Source organism: Mesomycoplasma conjunctivae, assembly GCF_000026765.1.
In the GTDB taxonomy this organism is placed as follows: domain Bacteria; phylum Bacillota_I; class Bacilli_A; order Mycoplasmatales; family Metamycoplasmataceae; genus Mesomycoplasma; species Mesomycoplasma conjunctivae.
Map to the genome: position 1 here is coordinate 721,812 of NC_012806.1, position 15,643 is coordinate 737,454.

The 15,643-nt window shown below is 27.1% G+C and carries 17 protein-coding genes; 9 read left to right on the forward strand and 8 right to left on the reverse strand.

Features of this window, described 5'->3' with window-relative positions:
- Window positions 1–5 precede the first annotated feature (5 nt).
- A complete protein-coding gene (locus MCJ_RS02915; protein ID WP_012751802.1) occupies window positions 6–1,466 on the reverse strand; it encodes a hexose phosphate transporter in 1,461 nt (486 codons plus the stop codon).
- A 216-nt stretch (window positions 1,467–1,682) separates the two neighbouring features.
- On the reverse strand, window positions 1,683–2,987 hold the full coding sequence (locus MCJ_RS02920) for a cryptochrome/photolyase family protein (protein WP_012751803.1): 1,305 nt from the start codon (window positions 2,985–2,987) through the stop codon (window positions 1,683–1,685).
- A gap of 40 nt (window positions 2,988–3,027) precedes the next feature.
- Between MCJ_RS02920 and MCJ_RS02925 the strand changes: the two genes are divergently transcribed.
- Complete coding sequence (locus MCJ_RS02925) at window positions 3,028–3,963, forward strand: nucleotidyltransferase (RefSeq protein ID WP_012751804.1); 936 nt, start codon at window positions 3,028–3,030, stop codon at window positions 3,961–3,963.
- On the opposite strand, the gene MCJ_RS02930 is transcribed toward MCJ_RS02925, so the two are convergent.
- The 6 genes from MCJ_RS02930 to MCJ_RS02960 all read right to left on the reverse strand — a co-directional run bounded on the left by MCJ_RS02930 (window position 3,944) and on the right by MCJ_RS02960 (window position 9,280).
- The gene (locus tag MCJ_RS02930) at window positions 3,944–4,324 is read right to left on the reverse strand and encodes a DUF4231 domain-containing protein (RefSeq protein WP_012751805.1); all 381 of its coding nucleotides are present in this window, start codon (window positions 4,322–4,324) and stop codon (window positions 3,944–3,946) included. The genes MCJ_RS02925 and MCJ_RS02930 overlap by 20 nt on opposite strands.
- Window positions 4,317–4,838, reverse strand: a complete 522-nt coding sequence (locus MCJ_RS02935; RefSeq protein ID WP_041594548.1) for a DUF4231 domain-containing protein — start codon at window positions 4,836–4,838, stop codon at window positions 4,317–4,319. Before MCJ_RS02935 ends, MCJ_RS02930 begins: the two co-directional genes overlap by 8 nt.
- Window positions 4,829–5,323, reverse strand: a complete 495-nt coding sequence (locus MCJ_RS02940) for a hypothetical protein (protein WP_012751808.1) — start codon at window positions 5,321–5,323, stop codon at window positions 4,829–4,831. Before MCJ_RS02940 ends, MCJ_RS02935 begins: the two co-directional genes overlap by 10 nt.
- A 26-nt stretch (window positions 5,324–5,349) precedes the next feature.
- Entirely contained in the window at window positions 5,350–6,330 is a 981-nt protein-coding gene (locus MCJ_RS02945; protein ID WP_041594549.1) for a YwaF family protein, read from the reverse strand.
- A gap of 142 nt (window positions 6,331–6,472) precedes the next feature.
- On the reverse strand, window positions 6,473–7,600 hold the full coding sequence (gene dnaJ, locus MCJ_RS02955) for a molecular chaperone DnaJ (protein WP_012751811.1): 1,128 nt from the start codon (window positions 7,598–7,600) through the stop codon (window positions 6,473–6,475).
- Window positions 7,601–7,735: 135 nt separating this feature from the next.
- Window positions 7,736–9,280: a GIY-YIG nuclease family protein gene (locus MCJ_RS02960; protein ID WP_012751812.1), complete on the reverse strand. Its 1,545-nt coding sequence runs from the start codon at window positions 9,278–9,280 to the stop codon at window positions 7,736–7,738.
- A gap of 79 nt (window positions 9,281–9,359) precedes the next feature.
- Between MCJ_RS02960 and MCJ_RS02965 the strand changes: the two genes are divergently transcribed.
- From MCJ_RS02965 to rpsT, 8 genes are all read left to right on the forward strand, one after another.
- A complete protein-coding gene (locus MCJ_RS02965) occupies window positions 9,360–9,680 on the forward strand; it encodes a hypothetical protein (RefSeq protein ID WP_012751813.1) in 321 nt (106 codons plus the stop codon).
- Between the two features lie 156 nt (window positions 9,681–9,836).
- Window positions 9,837–11,633, forward strand: a complete 1,797-nt coding sequence (dnaK, locus tag MCJ_RS02970; RefSeq protein ID WP_012751814.1) for a molecular chaperone DnaK — start codon at window positions 9,837–9,839, stop codon at window positions 11,631–11,633.
- A 139-nt stretch (window positions 11,634–11,772) separates the two neighbouring features.
- A complete protein-coding gene (gene recO / locus MCJ_RS02975) occupies window positions 11,773–12,447 on the forward strand; it encodes a DNA repair protein RecO (RefSeq protein WP_012751815.1) in 675 nt (224 codons plus the stop codon).
- A 28-nt stretch (window positions 12,448–12,475) separates the two neighbouring features.
- Window positions 12,476–13,030 (forward strand): 16S rRNA (guanine(966)-N(2))-methyltransferase RsmD, encoded by a 555-nt coding sequence (gene rsmD / locus MCJ_RS02980; protein WP_012751816.1) that lies wholly within the window; start codon window positions 12,476–12,478, stop codon window positions 13,028–13,030.
- Window positions 13,031–13,615, forward strand: coding sequence for a guanylate kinase (gmk, locus tag MCJ_RS02985; protein ID WP_012751817.1), 585 nt, complete (start codon window positions 13,031–13,033; stop codon window positions 13,613–13,615).
- On the forward strand, window positions 13,616–14,473 hold the full coding sequence (gene rsgA / locus MCJ_RS02990) for a ribosome small subunit-dependent GTPase A (protein ID WP_012751818.1): 858 nt from the start codon (window positions 13,616–13,618) through the stop codon (window positions 14,471–14,473). It begins immediately after the preceding gene.
- Complete coding sequence (locus tag MCJ_RS02995) at window positions 14,457–15,110, forward strand: ribulose-phosphate 3-epimerase (protein ID WP_012751819.1); 654 nt, start codon at window positions 14,457–14,459, stop codon at window positions 15,108–15,110. The genes rsgA and MCJ_RS02995 overlap by 17 nt, the downstream gene beginning before the upstream one ends.
- Window positions 15,111–15,193: 83 nt before the next feature.
- Complete coding sequence (gene rpsT / locus MCJ_RS03000; protein ID WP_012751820.1) at window positions 15,194–15,469, forward strand: 30S ribosomal protein S20; 276 nt, start codon at window positions 15,194–15,196, stop codon at window positions 15,467–15,469.
- Window positions 15,470–15,643 lie beyond the last annotated feature (174 nt).

Here is a 15,643-nt window from a genome sequence, read left to right on the forward strand (position 1 = left end):
GTATTTTATTTTTTAATAATTTTTTTAAGGTTTGATTTTCTTAGTTTGAAAAAACTAATATAATCTGGGTTTGGTTCTTTTAGCAAGGTAATACCAACAGAAGCCGCAAGTGAGAAAATAACTAGAGTTGCAAGTGCTGCCGCTGCTCAATTATAACTCAAATTAGCATCTGCTCTAATGTCTATTCCTGGGGGAGTGTTTATTAATGAAACAACGATATTCCCAATAGTAAAAGCGGTATATCCAAGACCTCAAATAAGACCAAATTGGTAACCAACTTTTTTTGGATTAGAACCTTTATATTCATGAGGTAAATTAAGAATAACTCCTTGAATTCCTCATAAACAAGTTCCCATTAAAAGCCCAAAAATTAAAAATAATATAGAATATCCACCATAAGTATTTGGTCCTTCATATGAAGCTCCATATACAAAAGTTATTGCTCCTAAAACATAGAAGGTAACTCCTAACGAAATAACAGATGCTATAAAACCACGACGTTTAATTTGATATTTAGAAACTAGACCCACAATAAATGGACCAACAAACATTCCACAAAGAAAAATAATTAAAAATGAGTTAATTTTTTGGTCAAAAATCCCTGGAGATACAACTAATTCTGGAACTAAGCGATGGAATAATCCTTTAGATAGTGCAAAAGGAAGCACAACCGCCATTAATCAAGATCCATATAAAATAGTTCAATATCAAGTATCCTTTTGTTTAAGAAATCTCATGATTGACAATTGTTCTTTGTTAGGATTTGCTTTTTCACGCTCAATTGCTGAAGGATAAAGATCAAATTTTGTTCCTAAAATCATGTAGCCAATTAACGGAATTAAAGTTAATAGGCTAATAATTAATAGAATAGTTTGTCAATGAGATTGAATCCCAGAAATAACTTTAGAATCTGAAGTAACAAAAGGAATCAAAGTTATAATAGTACCAATCGGATATACAAAAGGTGCAAATTGTGAGACAACAGCCTTTTGACGAGAATTCATATAATTAGAAATAATTGGTTGAATAAAAACTATTTGCATAGTTCCACCAATCGCAAAAATAGTTCTAAGAATAATGAATCCAGCATAAGATGGTGAATAAGGTGCTATTATTCCAAAAAGCATTAAAACTAGTGAAATAATAACAGCATACTTATGTGAAACTTTGACGATAAGTCAACCAACTAAAATAGAACCAATAGCTCTACCTATAGTTATACCTCAATTAACTGCTTGATTTACTATGGTTGGTGGTGCAGCATCACTGGTTGGAAAGTAGTAACCATTAATACCCTGTCCACCTGCTTTTCCACCTAATCCTGCTGAAGGAAAACCTCAATTTATAACAAATAGTAAATATGCAAAAAGTAACAAAACTAGCAATATTAATCCACTAGTAAATGTTAACTTTTTTTCTTTAGTATGTTTGGTAGCAAAATTTAATATAAAGTTTGATTTCTGCATTTAATATCCCTATTTTTCTGCTAAATTTTTATTCTAGCAAGTTTAATTATACAAAATTTTTGTACCATTTTAACAAAAAATCTAAAATTTAGGAACATAAAAAATGACTGCGAAATAATTATATCATAAACTTAAAAAATTAATATAATCAGGTGTTATATTTGTAGCGAAAAAACATAAATACTATTAATTTCCTAAGAATTTAAATTGATATATCTAATCAATATGATTATCTTGAAATACTTTCTTAATTTTATTTGATGTTTCATGTAAATCTACTATCGGTTTTGTTTGATAATTAGTAGGTAAAAACTTGCTTATATAATAATTGTTACTATCAAATTTTTTTTGTTGCAAAATTGGATTAAAAATTCGAGTAAAAAGTTGTGCATCAACCCCACATCCCGCAACTCATTGTCAACTATGATGATTTATTATAGGATCATAATCAATTAAATGCTGAGCAAAAAATTTTTCACCTTCATGCCAATCAATAAATAAATTTTTAGTTAAAAATGATGCTACCACCATTCTAGCTCTATTGTGCATAAAACCTGTTTGGAGTAGTTCTTGAATTGCTGCATCAATAAGCGGAAATCCAGTTTTACCTTCTTTTCATAATTTAAGTTTTTCATCAGCTTGGTTATATTCTAAAAAGTAAAATTTTCGATTTCAAGGATTACCAAAATTTCAGTTTGTTTGACTAGCTAGAAAATTGAAATGATAATAAAATTCTCTTCAAATTAATTGGCGAATAAGCTCATGATTAATATTTTTAGTTTCTTGATAAACATATAAAAGTAATTGGCGAATTGAAATAATTCCAAATCTAATAGCCGGTGAAATTTTATTTGAATCAATTGCTAAATTATTTCTATTTTTTGCATAATCATGAATATTATTTTTTAATATTTCTAATATTTGATCAATGCTATTTGGAAAGAATGTTTGAAAATATTTAAACTCTTGCAGAAAAGAACAACTTTTACTATTTTTGTAAATTTGTGTATAAAAATGAAGAGTTTTTTTGACAGTGGGCAAGTTTTCTACTAACTTAGAAACACAATTATTATAAAAGGGTGTAAAGACTTTATAAAAGGAATTAGAATTGTTTAGAATATCACCCGGCCTAAATAGTAAGTAGTCATTAAATTCTTTAAATATAATATTATTTTTTTGACAAAATTGCTTTAAATCCTTATCTCTTGCAAGCGCAAAGTCACTTCAATCTTTATTAATATAAATTCTTTCAATTTTGTTGGCTTGCAAGATTTCCTCAAAAACTTCAATTTCATTTTCTGCATAAAATAAGTTAATATTGACTTTTTTGGAAAGATTAATTAAGGCATTATTCAAAAAATCAAATGCTTTTTGTGAAAAATATTCATTTTTCTCATACAATTGCTTTTTATTATATATAAAAAACAAGAAAATGTTTTCACCATTGGTCTCTTCAACAAGATTTAGCAATCCTAGATTATCTTCAACTCTAATATCACGATGAAACAAAAAAATATTCATATTAACCTACTACACTAATTTAAATTTTATAAGGAAAACTATGGCAATAGCAATAATTGCAGAATACAACCCTTTTCATAACGGACATATTTACCAAATTAACTATGTAAAAAAACATTTTCCCAATGATAAAATATATGTTATTCTCTCAGGTAATTTTGTACAAAGAGGCGAACCTGCTGTTGCTTCTTTTGAGCAAAGAAAACAAATAGCATTGGCTTATGGAGTTGATGAAGTAATTAGACTACCATTTAAATATGCAACTCAAGCAGCTCATATTTTTGCCAAAGGAGCAATTGAAATAATTGCAAAACATAATATTGACAAACTAATTTTTGGTTCAGAATCTAATAATATTGAAAATTTATATTTTTTAGCAAACATTATAAAAAATAACCTAGAAGAATACAACTACAATATTAAAAAAAATTTAAAGCAAGGTTTATCTTTTCCCAACTCAGCTGCAAAATCATTAAGTGATTTGACTGGCCAAGCCATCACTTTACCAAATGATATTTTGGGTTTTGAATATATAAAACAAATTGTATTTAACAATTATAACATACAAGCTTTTAGTATAAAAAGAACGGTTAATTTTCATAGTTTAGAAGCCAATAATAACTTTGCCTCAGCAACCTTACTAAGGCAAATGATCTATAAAAATATAGACATTTCTCAATTTTCACCTATGAAAATTGAAACAAAACCTCTTCAAATTCAAGATTTATATGCTCAATTTCAAAAGGTTGTAATTAACACACCTGTTGATAAATTAAAACAAATCCATTTAGTAAGCGAAGGTATGGAAAACTTATTTAAAAAGCATATTGATGCTCCAACTTTTGAAGAATTTATAAATCGAACTAATTCCAAACGTTATACCACTAGTAGAATTAAAAGAGTAATGCTGTATGTTTTACTAGAAATTTATAATATTGATGATGTAAAAGAAGAAACTATTCAATTGACACATTAGTAATTTCAATAGCTATTTTGTCAATATCAATTATTTCATCACTTAGTAATTGCTTTTTTCTTTCTTCATAATATTCAATTTTAGAAGTATTTTTCTTATATATATTTTCAAATAGAAATGTTGTTGATAAACTGGTAACAAAAGTAACAAGTGCATTGATTATAGCAATACCTACAAACAACTTAACAGCTTCTACATTGGGATTTTTGGTAATTGCATAAGCAGATAAAAGACCATTAAATGTTGACATCAAAATTAAAGCTATACTAAATATTAAGAAAATAGCTCTCGAAATTTGTGCCTTACGAGCTAGTATACTAACCTCTGATTCTATTTTAAGTTTGAGTTCTTCTTTAGTCATTGTTTGTTACCTTTTTCTTAAAAATGTGTTTATATTCAAGCGCTTTTAAAGCGCCTAATTGAGAAAAAATTATGTTATATAGTTCAATTTGTCTATGTTCTTGATATTTATATTTGCCCACTTTATTTTTATATAAAATTAATTCAACGCGCAAAAAATTATTAATTTCTTGATTTCTTAATCAACGATTTTTAACAAAAAACAAAGCAAACAACCCATTCATCAAGCTAATTGATAAATTAATTCACAAAACAAAAATAGGTCACTGATCTATTTCTTTGCCACTTGCATCAATTTGTATAAATAATCTACTAAATGATTCAAATTCAGATAATTTTGATGAGGCTAATTTAAAAACCCCCATTAAAGTAGTAAAAAAGGCAAAGAAAATACTAAATACTGTCAAAGATCAAAAAAGTATTTGAAAACTTTTTGCTTTTATTAAAGTTTTTTTAAATAAAAACTTAGCAAAAACATAGGCATCTGTATCTAATCTTGTATGTTTTATAATCATTTTTTACCACCAAAGACTGCCTTTTTTACTAGCATCAATTTTGAAACTTGTTTCTTTGTAAAATAAAATTTAGTAATTTTTTCATAGTCAGATTCAAAATCTGCAAAAGAATATTGAGGATTTTTTTCTATTTGAAAATAAATATAACTTAGTTCTCTTTGTGCTTTTTTGTAGTCATCATATTTCATAACTGCTCTATAAACCGAGAGAAAAATATTAATGAAAAATGTCAATATAATAAAGGTAGCAAGCACAATTGTTAAACCTAAGTCGCCCAAAATTGTTTTAGTTTCTGTAGGTATTTTAATATAGCGTTGGACTTCGATCACAACTACTATTATAGCAAGTATTACAACAATAATGTTGGCTAAAAATAACACTCATTTAGCAATATTTGCACCATAATAAGCAATAATTTGATTTAATTTTAACTGTTTTTGCTTTTGTTCAATAAATTGAATTAATTGTTTTCTGGCCTTATTCATTAAGTTCCTTTCTTTGTATTTTTATATTAGTGCTTAGATTTAATAACATTCTCTTTAAAAACTGTTTTTTTAAGTCTTTTTATATAGAAAAATCTAATTTTTCTATTTTGATAAGAAAGATTAAAAGAATATATTTCAAAGTAAATTTTAATTACAAAAACTAGTCAAAAGAGAACAAAAAATATAATAGTTAAACTAATAATATTATAAGGCCACTTGGTTAATTCTCCAAGAGTAGAGATACCTTTGTGCCCCATGTAGAATCAATTTGCATTTCAAGATATTTGTTGTGCTGGACTTCCATGTTTTTCTACAATTGCATAAATAATTCATGAGAAAAAGAAAAGAAACAAAGCTACTGAAAATGTTAAATATATAGATTTTCATAGAACTTTGATAGTTATTTTTTCTTCCTTAGGTTGGATAATTTGTAAAAAAAATGGTAAAACTAAAGATAAAAAATGGGTGATTAAAAATTCTCAAAATAAGTGTGAATCATAGCCTCAATTGATCCCATATTTTTTGGAATTATTAACTGCATTTGGATTTAATCCATTATAAATAATATCATCATGGGCTCCACCTTCTAAATCGGGAATAGCAAGTGCTAATAAAGCACCAAGAGTGGAAGGAACAACAAAATATTTACTAAAATGTGTTTTATCAAAAATTAAAATTAAACCTGTAGCCAAAATAGCCAGCCTACATAAATGAAAAGGAAGAAATTCTCATTTAAAAGGATAATCATCTATTTCTAAAATAATTACTCGGCTAATATATGAAAATATCCATAAAAATAAACCAATTATGATAAATCAGGTTTTAATATTTTTGAAAGTAGATTTATTATTTTTATCACTAAGTTGTTTTGAATATCAAATTTTTAGATCCTCTCGAAATAAATAAATTAGAATTAGTAACAAAATACCCAAAGCTAAAAAAATATAAAAAACAAATTTGGATTGAGAATAAGTTAAAAAATTTCCTCTTCAATAAAAATAAGACATGATCCCCTTCTAATTCAGTTGTTATTAACAATTTTACTATTTATATTTTTAAATAAATATTTATTAATATTAAAAACAAAGATTATAAAAACCTTTGTTTTTAATATATTTTTTGTAAAAATGTACAAAAATAAACACTTTTTTAATAGAAATCCTTCAATCATTTATCTTTAGTTTTGTCCTTTAACTCATCAAAAACTTCATTTAATTTCTGTTTTTGTTTAGTTGAAAAATCAGGAATATAAAATACTAAATGAACCTTAAGATCACCTTTTGAACTAGAATTTGGTTTGATGGGAGCACCTGCATTTTTAACTGTTATTACATCACCAGATTTATAATGTTGACGAAGTCTTATTTGTTGCATACCTATTGGTGCAGGAACATCAACATAATTTTCATTAATAATATCTACAATTGATACTGGCAAATTAATGTGAATATCACTACCAGCTCTTGTGTAATGTTTGTGTGAAAGAACATTAATTTCTAACAATAAATCACCATTTGAACCACGGTTTTTCCCTGGCCCTCCGTAACCTGACATGCGAATTTGCATACCATCGCGAATTCCAGCTGGAATATTTATGGTAATTGTTTCGTTGATTTTTGTATAGGTTGATCCTAAACATTGTTTACATTTTTTTGAAATTATCTTGCCAGAACCAGCACATTTTCTACAGGTAGTTGTATTTTGAATTTGACCAAAACCAGGCACTCTTGTTAATTCAATAACTTGTCCTTTTCCATTACATGTAGGACAAACATGAATATCTTGGGAACTATTGGCTCCTGAGCCATTACAGTGCGAACAGTTGTTATATTTATCTAAATTAATTTTAGTTTTTGTTCCTAAAATTGAGTCTTCAAAACTAATATTAATACTTCTAATTAAATCTTGTCCTCTTTGAGCTTGGTTAGAATTTCTTGATGATCTACCCCCAAAACCAAAACCTTCAAACAAGTCAGAAAAAATATCACCAAAGCCGCTAAAGCCACTAAATCCTTGTGCTCCGCCCATACCACCTTGTTCAAATGCTGCATGCCCGTAGGTGTCGTATTGACTTTTTTTATTTTCATCGGATAAAACTTCATAAGCTTCAAGAACTTCTTTAAATTTTTCCTCAGCTTCTTTTTTTTCTGCTTCAGTTTTTTGACTATGTTTGTCTGGATGTCATTTATTTGCTAAAGTTCTATATGCTTTTTTGATTTCTGATGTATCTGCTGATCTGCTTATACCTAAAACTTCATAGTAATCTTTTTTTGTCATAAAATACAATTCTAGCACAAAAGCATATTAAGTGCTAAAAAATTATTAATTATCCAAAAGATTTTTTAATTATTATAAAGACAAAAATGTAAAAAAGTGTATAAATTTATAGGTGTTTGACAAAAATCTTGTTAACTATTGTGTTAAAATTTTTTTAATAATTTTATTTCGTAATTTGCTTTTGCTAAAAATATCCACTTCTTCTTGCATATTTGCAATTAGATTAAAAACATTTTGGCTAATTTCTAGCTTATTACCAAATTTATCTAATATATGATCAGTTTTGTGTCTACTATTTTTAACCAACCCAAATAAAGGAATCTTTAAAGATTTTGCTAACAAAATAGTCTCTACAGTATTGATTTGTGCAATACCACCATCTACAAAAATAACATCGGGAATTAAAGCATTTTTAACACTAAAATGCTTTTTTAAACCTTGTTCTAAATAATTAACATCACCTTTTTTGCTACCAGTATAATTAAAAAATCGATTATATTTTTTTGAATGCAAACCATTTAAAAAATAAATAACTCCAGTTGTTGGCAATTGATTAGCGATGTGCGAATTATCAATGAGCAAAATAATATCATTTTTTTCTAAGTTTAATTCATATCTCATTTGTTTTAATATATTATTCAAATTATTTTCTTGTTCTAATTTAATTCTTAAATCTTTTTTAATAAAATCATTATTATTGATTTTAGCATTTTCTAGAATCTGTAAATGTGATTTTGATCTTGCTATTTTAATTGGGATATGAAAATCAAGATGATTTTCAAAAAATCTACTGGATTCTTCAGTAACAAATACATACTGAGGCAAAAAATTATTTTTGTAATAATTGTTGACAAAACTAGTAATTGTGTTTTCTAAACTAAATAGAATATCTACAAAAAAAGTGCGATGTGACAACATATAACCATTTCTATAAAATAAAAAAGTAATAACTAAATTATTTTTACCAACAGAGTCAAAATACATAAAATCTAAATTTTCGTCACTATTTAAATCAACATTTTGATACTGGTGAGCCATTTGTTTCAAAACTGTAATGCTCTCAAAATATTTTTGTGCAATTTCGTATTGCATATTTTCAATAGCAAAGTTCATTTTCTGTTCATAATAATTAATTCATTTTCTTTTTTGTAAAATATCTTTGCTTAAATTAAAAGCATCATCAACCTGTTCTTGATTTTCAAAAGTAATTTTCGCACCCTTTTCATACAATAATTCACTTTCAAGTAATTTTTTAATTTCAAAAGCAGCACTTCTTTTTAAAAAAGGTCCATAAGAAAAATATTTATGCCCACGCTTTATTTTATAAACAATATCAATACTGATTAATTTGTTGTCTTTTCTAATTTGAATATAAGGGTAGCCTTTATCATCTTTTAATTCAATATTGTACTTCGGTTGATACAAACTTATCAAACGTTTTTCCAACACTAAAGCTTCTGTCTCATTTGCAACTATTGTATACTGGATGTCAACTGTTTCTTGTAAAAGTTTTCCTGTTTTATACGAATTGATACTTCCGGTAGCATATTGATGAATTCGTTCATAGATATTTTTAGATTTACCAACATATAATAATCTTTTTTGATCGTCATAAAACCTATAAACACCGGCTTGTTTAGGTAAGTTAATTTTACTTACTAATTGTTTAAATCGTGTCATAATTTATATATAATAATTTATAAATATTATATAATATTAATAATATTATTTTAAATTTTTTCAAAATAAGAAGGTAAACATGGATTTTCAAAGTTATAAAGAATCAACTACAATAAAATTAAAAAAATTAAAAAAATATATTTGAATTTTTTTAATAGCAGCCTTTTTATTTTATAGCGCTTTTGCTGGTTTATTAGCAGTTTATATTTTAAAAGTGAAACAAGGTGATTTTCCAAACGACTTTGTTGAAGCAACATGATTGTCATTTACCCTTTTAGTTGTTATGCTTGCAACTGCATTTTTAATAGGACTGATTTTGACATTTGTGAAAATAAAACAAACTCAAAAAGAATCTAAATTAATAACAACTCAAATGAATGAATTACAAGTTAAATATTAAAAGTGTGCAAACACTTTTTTTATTTTATTAAAAAAATTGGCACTTTTTCTTTGGTAGTGCCAATTTTTATGTTATACTATTGTTATCGGATAAAAGAAAGGATATTTGTAAATAATTTTAAATTAAATAAATTAAAAAATTTACAAGGAAGAGATTATGTCAAAAGAGATTATTTTAGGAATAGATTTAGGAACAACTAATTCAGTAGTATCTATTATTGAAAACAAAAAACCTGTTGTTTTAGAAAACCCTAACGGAAAAAGAACAACACCTTCTGTTGTTGCCTTTAAAAATGGTGAAGAAATTATTGGAGATGCTGCTAAAAGACAACTTGAGACCAACCCTGAAGCAATTGCTTCAATCAAAAGAATTATGGGAACTGGAAAAACTGTTAAAGCTAACGGCAGAGAATATAAAGCAGAAGAAATTTCAGCCAAAATTCTTGGATATTTAAAAGAATATGCAGAAAAAAAAGTTGGACACAAAATTAGCAAAGCAGTTATTACTGTGCCTGCTTACTTTGATAATGCCCAAAGAGAGGCTACTAAAAACGCAGGAAAAATCGCTGGTCTACAAGTTGAAAGAATTATTAATGAGCCAACTGCTGCTGCTTTAGCTTTTGGTCTTGATAAGACTGACAAAGATATGAAAGTGCTTGTTTATGACTTAGGTGGAGGTACTTTTGATGTTTCCATTTTAGAACTATCTGGTGGTACTTTTGAAGTTTTATCAACAAGTGGGGACAACCATTTAGGTGGTGATGACTGAGATCAAGTAATTGTTGATTGAATGGTAGCTAAAATTAAACAAGAATACAACTTTGATGCAACTAAAGACAAAATGGCTTTATCTAGATTAAAAGAAGAAGCTGAAAAAGCAAAGATTAACTTATCAAACCAAATGGTTACCACAATTACACTACCTTTTTTAGGTATGAATGAAAATGGACCAATTAATGTTGAACTTGAGCTCAAAAGATCTGAATTTGAAAAGCTTAGCGCCCACTTGGTAGACCGTACTAGAAAACCAATTGTTGATGCGCTCAAAGAAGCCAAATTAGAAGCTAAAGACCTCGATGAAATTTTATTAGTTGGAGGTTCAACTCGAATTCCTGCTGTCCAAACAATGATTGAGCACACCTTAAATAAAAAGCCAAATCGCTCAATTAATCCAGATGAGGTAGTAGCTATTGGAGCTGCTATTCAAGGGGGGGTTTTAGCTGGTGAAATCAACGATGTTTTACTACTCGATGTTACCCCATTAACACTTGGAATCGAAACACTAGGTGGAATTGCAACACCTTTAATCCCAAGAAATACTACCATTCCAGTTACAAAATCACAAATTTTCTCTACAGCTGCTGATAACCAAAGCGAAGTTACCATATCTGTTGTTCAAGGTGAGCGTCAATTTGCAAATGATAATAAAACTTTAGGTAGATTTAACTTATCTGGAATCGAGCCAGCACCACGAGGAGTGCCACAAATTGAAGTTAGTTTTTCAATTGATGTCAACGGGATTACTACCGTTTCTGCCAAAGATAAAAAAACTGGTAAAGAACAAACTATTACAATTAAAAATACAACAACTTTAACTGAAGAAGAAATTGAAAAAATGGTTAAAGAAGCTGAAGAGAATCGTGAAGCTGACTCTAAGAAAAAAGAACAAATTGAAACAACTGTACGTGCTGAAGCGCTAATTAATCAAATTGAAAAATCAATTAGTGATCAAGGTGAAAAAGTCGATGCAAAACAAAAAGAAATGCTTGAAAAACAAGTACAAGAATTAAAAGATTTAATTAAAGAAGAAAAATTTGATGAACTCAAAACTAAATTAGATCAAATTGAACAAGCAGCACATGCTTTTGCCCAATCAGCAGCACATCAAGCAAACACAACTGATGATTCAAGCAAAGACGAAAATGTCATTGATGCTGAAGTTAACAAAGAATAATTTATAAAATTAATATATCAAAAACCGCCTTGAAATCAAGGTGGTTTTTTCTTGTTTTAAAAAGCTAATTATGTTCAAAAATGCTATAAATTTATAGGCTTTTTTTATTTTTGGTTACATTTTTTAATATAATTTTAGTATGGCAGCTATTAGTATTAAAGGGATTGTAATTTATAGTCAAGATTACAAGGAAAATGATCAAATTATCAAAATTGCAACACCTGAAAAAATTATCTCCTTCATAGCTGTTGGAGTTAGAAAACCCAATAGCAAAAATCGCTCCTCTTTAGTGCTAGCTACTTATGGTGAATATGAAATTTTTTTATCTTATCATGTAAATAAGCTATCTAAACTTAAAAAAGGATATTTTATAAAAAACCTTGATTTCCAAAAGGAATATGTCATTATTTTTTGAAATTTAATATCTAAAATTTGAAAAACTTCATATCATGGAGAGATATTTTCCTTTTTAGTTGAAGCTTACAACATCATTGATAATGAAAATTATTTGGCAATTTATATCTATTTATTACTAAAATGATTAGGACTAGAAGGTTTAGTAGCAAATCTAAATTCGTGTTTCTATTGTAATAATAATCAAAGACTTTCGCACTTCGAATTTGATAAAGGTATGCAATGCATATTGCATGAAAATAGAAAAAAGTTCTATAAATTTGAAGCTAAAACACTTGAAATTCTTTATTGATCAGCTTTCGATATCAAAACTTTTTTATCCAAGATAGATTTTAATTTTGTTCCTAAAATACAAGTTGTTTTAGAAGACTTTATCGAAAAAAATAGTTATTTTTTTTAATTAAATTTGTTATAATTTTATTCAATTTATGATAAGAATAATTGCAGGAAAATACCGAAGAGCATTAATTAAAGATCCAGACTTTTCAATTACAAGGCCTATGTCCGATCGTGTTAGAGAGTCTATTTTTTCATCTCTGCAATTTTACATACAAAATAAAAGTGTTCTTGACTTATTTGCGGGTAGTGGTGCTATTGGAATTGAAGCAGTCTCAAGAGGAGCAAAGTTTGTTTTAGCTAGCGAGCTAAACAAAAAAATATATCATAATATATTAGAATGTGTTGAAAAATATAGGATTGTTGATTATCAAGTTGTAAATCAAAACGCACTAAATGTACTTGATAAAATTAAAAATCAAAAATTTGATCTAATTTTTCTAGACCCACCACATAAAGAAGAACAAGTGACTATTGAATCTTTTAAAAAAATATTCAATTATAAAATTTTAAACAAAGGTGGAATAATAGTTTATAAAACTGATTTGGGCAATAAACTCATCCCTGACAACATGTACAAAATAATTAAAACAAAACAATATGCAAAAAACACAGTTTTCTTTTTGGAATATAATGAGGTTGAATAAATGAGTAAGTTAGTTATTTTAGTTGGGCCTTCAGGAGTTGGTAAAGGCACAATTGAATCAATATTATTTAAAAATAAAAATTTAAAATTAAAATTGTCGATATCTGCTACCACAAGAGCCAAAAGACCTACTGAACAAGATGGTATTAATTATTATTTTTTAGACAAACAAGATTTTGAAAATCGTATTAAAAACGATGAGTTTTTAGAATGAAATGCTCATTTTGATAATTATTATGGCACTCTAAAATCACAAATTAAAGACATTCAAAATCAAGGTTTTTTGCCATTGTTAGAAATTGACACAAATGGTGCTATCAAAATTATTGAAAAGTTCAAAAAAGAAGGTAAAGAAAACGATTTGCTAACCATTTTTATACTACCTCCTTCACTCCAAGTGTTAAAAGAAAGAATTAAAAATCGCTTAACCGAAACAGATGAAGAAATTGCAAAAAGACTACAGAAAGCAAAAGAAGAAATTTTACAAAAACACTTTTTTCAATACCATGTTGTTAATGAAGATTTGAATTCTTGCGTAGCCAAAATTGAAAAAATATTGCTAGACAACAGAAAAGAGAGCAAATAAGTGCAAGGACGGGTAACTAGAGTTATATCAGGATTCTATGATATCATTGACTTAAAAACTAAAGAAAAATATAGTTTATTAAGAGGAAGTGGTTCACTTCGAAACCAAAACAATTCGCCTTTAGTAGGCGATATTGTAGAATATGATCCTAAGGGATTTGTGACACAAATTTACCCAAGAAAAAATTTTTTTACAAGACCTAAAGTTGCAAATATTGACCAAGCATTAGTAATTATTTCAATAAAAGAGCCCAATTTTTCAACTCTTTTGTTAGACAAGTTTTTGATTTTAATTGAAAACTCGCAAATAACTCCTATTATCATTGTAACTAAAATAGATTTAGATGTAAGCAATTATCCAAATCTGCTAAAAGACTATGAAAATATGGGCTATACGATTTTTTACATAAATAATTTAGAAAAAAAAGTATCTCAAGAACTACTAAATACAATATCAAATAAAATTAATTTTGTTGTTGGACAAACAGGAGTTGGCAAAACTAGTTTTATCAATAGTGTTTTAGGTGAGAACTATCAAGTTCAAGAAATTTCTAAATCACTAAATAGAGGAAAACATACAACAAGGGTGGTTCAAATTATAACTAAAAATAATATCTCAATAATTGATACCCCTGGATTTTCTTCATTTGAGTTGAACCTAGACAAACTAGATTTGCCATATGCTTTTGAGATTTTTTCATCTTCAATTGGGAAATGCAAATTTTTTTCATGCCAACATATACAAGAAAATGATAAAATTTGTGATATAAAAAATAGAGTAAACAAAGGTTTGATTCCAGCTTCTAGATATCAAAATTATGTTCATTTTTGAAGGAAAAGCAATGAAAAAAATAATTAGTCCATCAATTTTAAATGCAACAAAATCACAGCGTATGAAATTAGTACAAACACTTTTTAATTTAGGAATAAAATGAATTCATTATGACTTTATGGATGGCAAGTTTGTTTCTAATACTGCTATAACTACTGATGAAATTAGAAAAATTACCTCAAAATTCCCAAATTATATAAGTGATATTCATTTAATGTCTTATCAACCTGAGCAACAAATCAAGGAAATAATTGGTTTTGTTGACTATGCAACTATTCATTTTGAAGCACTAACAAAAGAAGAAATATATGCTATTATTAGAAAATTTCAAAACCAAATAAAACTTGGAATTGCTATAAAAATAAACACTAAAATTGAAGAAATTGAGGAGTTTTTACCTTTTATTGATTTAGTTTTGATAATGTCTGTTGAACCTGGAAAAGGTGGGCAAGAATTTAATCCAATAAGTCTACAAAAAATTAGTCAACTAAGAAAAATAATTGATTTGCATAAATTCAATATTCTAATACAAGTAGATGGTGGAATAAAGGATTTTAATGCCTCACAGGTTTTTAAGGCAGGAGCAAATATAGTAGTTGCTGGGACTTTTTTAGCATATCGGCCTACCAAGAAAAAAATTAAGTCACTTTTAAAAACAAGCTAAGATTTTGTTTTTTATATTTTTTTGGTATAATTTTAAATACTATTTTAACAAAGTGTATACAAACAATTTATTAAGGAAGATCAATGGCAAATATAAAATCAAAAATTAAGTCAATCAAAAAAAATCAACAAGCAAGAGCTAGAAATAATGCAATTAAATCTAGAGTTAAAACTGCTATTAAAAAAGCTAAAATTGCTGTTATAAATGGTGATGAATCACAAAATCTTTTAATTGCTAAGGCTCACAAAGAAATTGCTAAAGCTTCATCAAAAGGTGTGTTTCACAAAAATAAATCAGCAAGAAAATCATCTAGACTTGATCTTTTTGTTGCTAAACACAGAGAAACTGCTCAAGTATAATTTTGTTTTAAGTCCACTTTGCTAAATAAAAATATCAAAAAACACTTAAATTAGATGTTTTTTTACAAATTAAAATGAAAATGCAACAAACAGTAATAACGTTATGGTTGCATTTTTTATTTACAAATTATTATAAGGAAGATCTTATTTTAAATATTTAGAAAAACCTAAAGT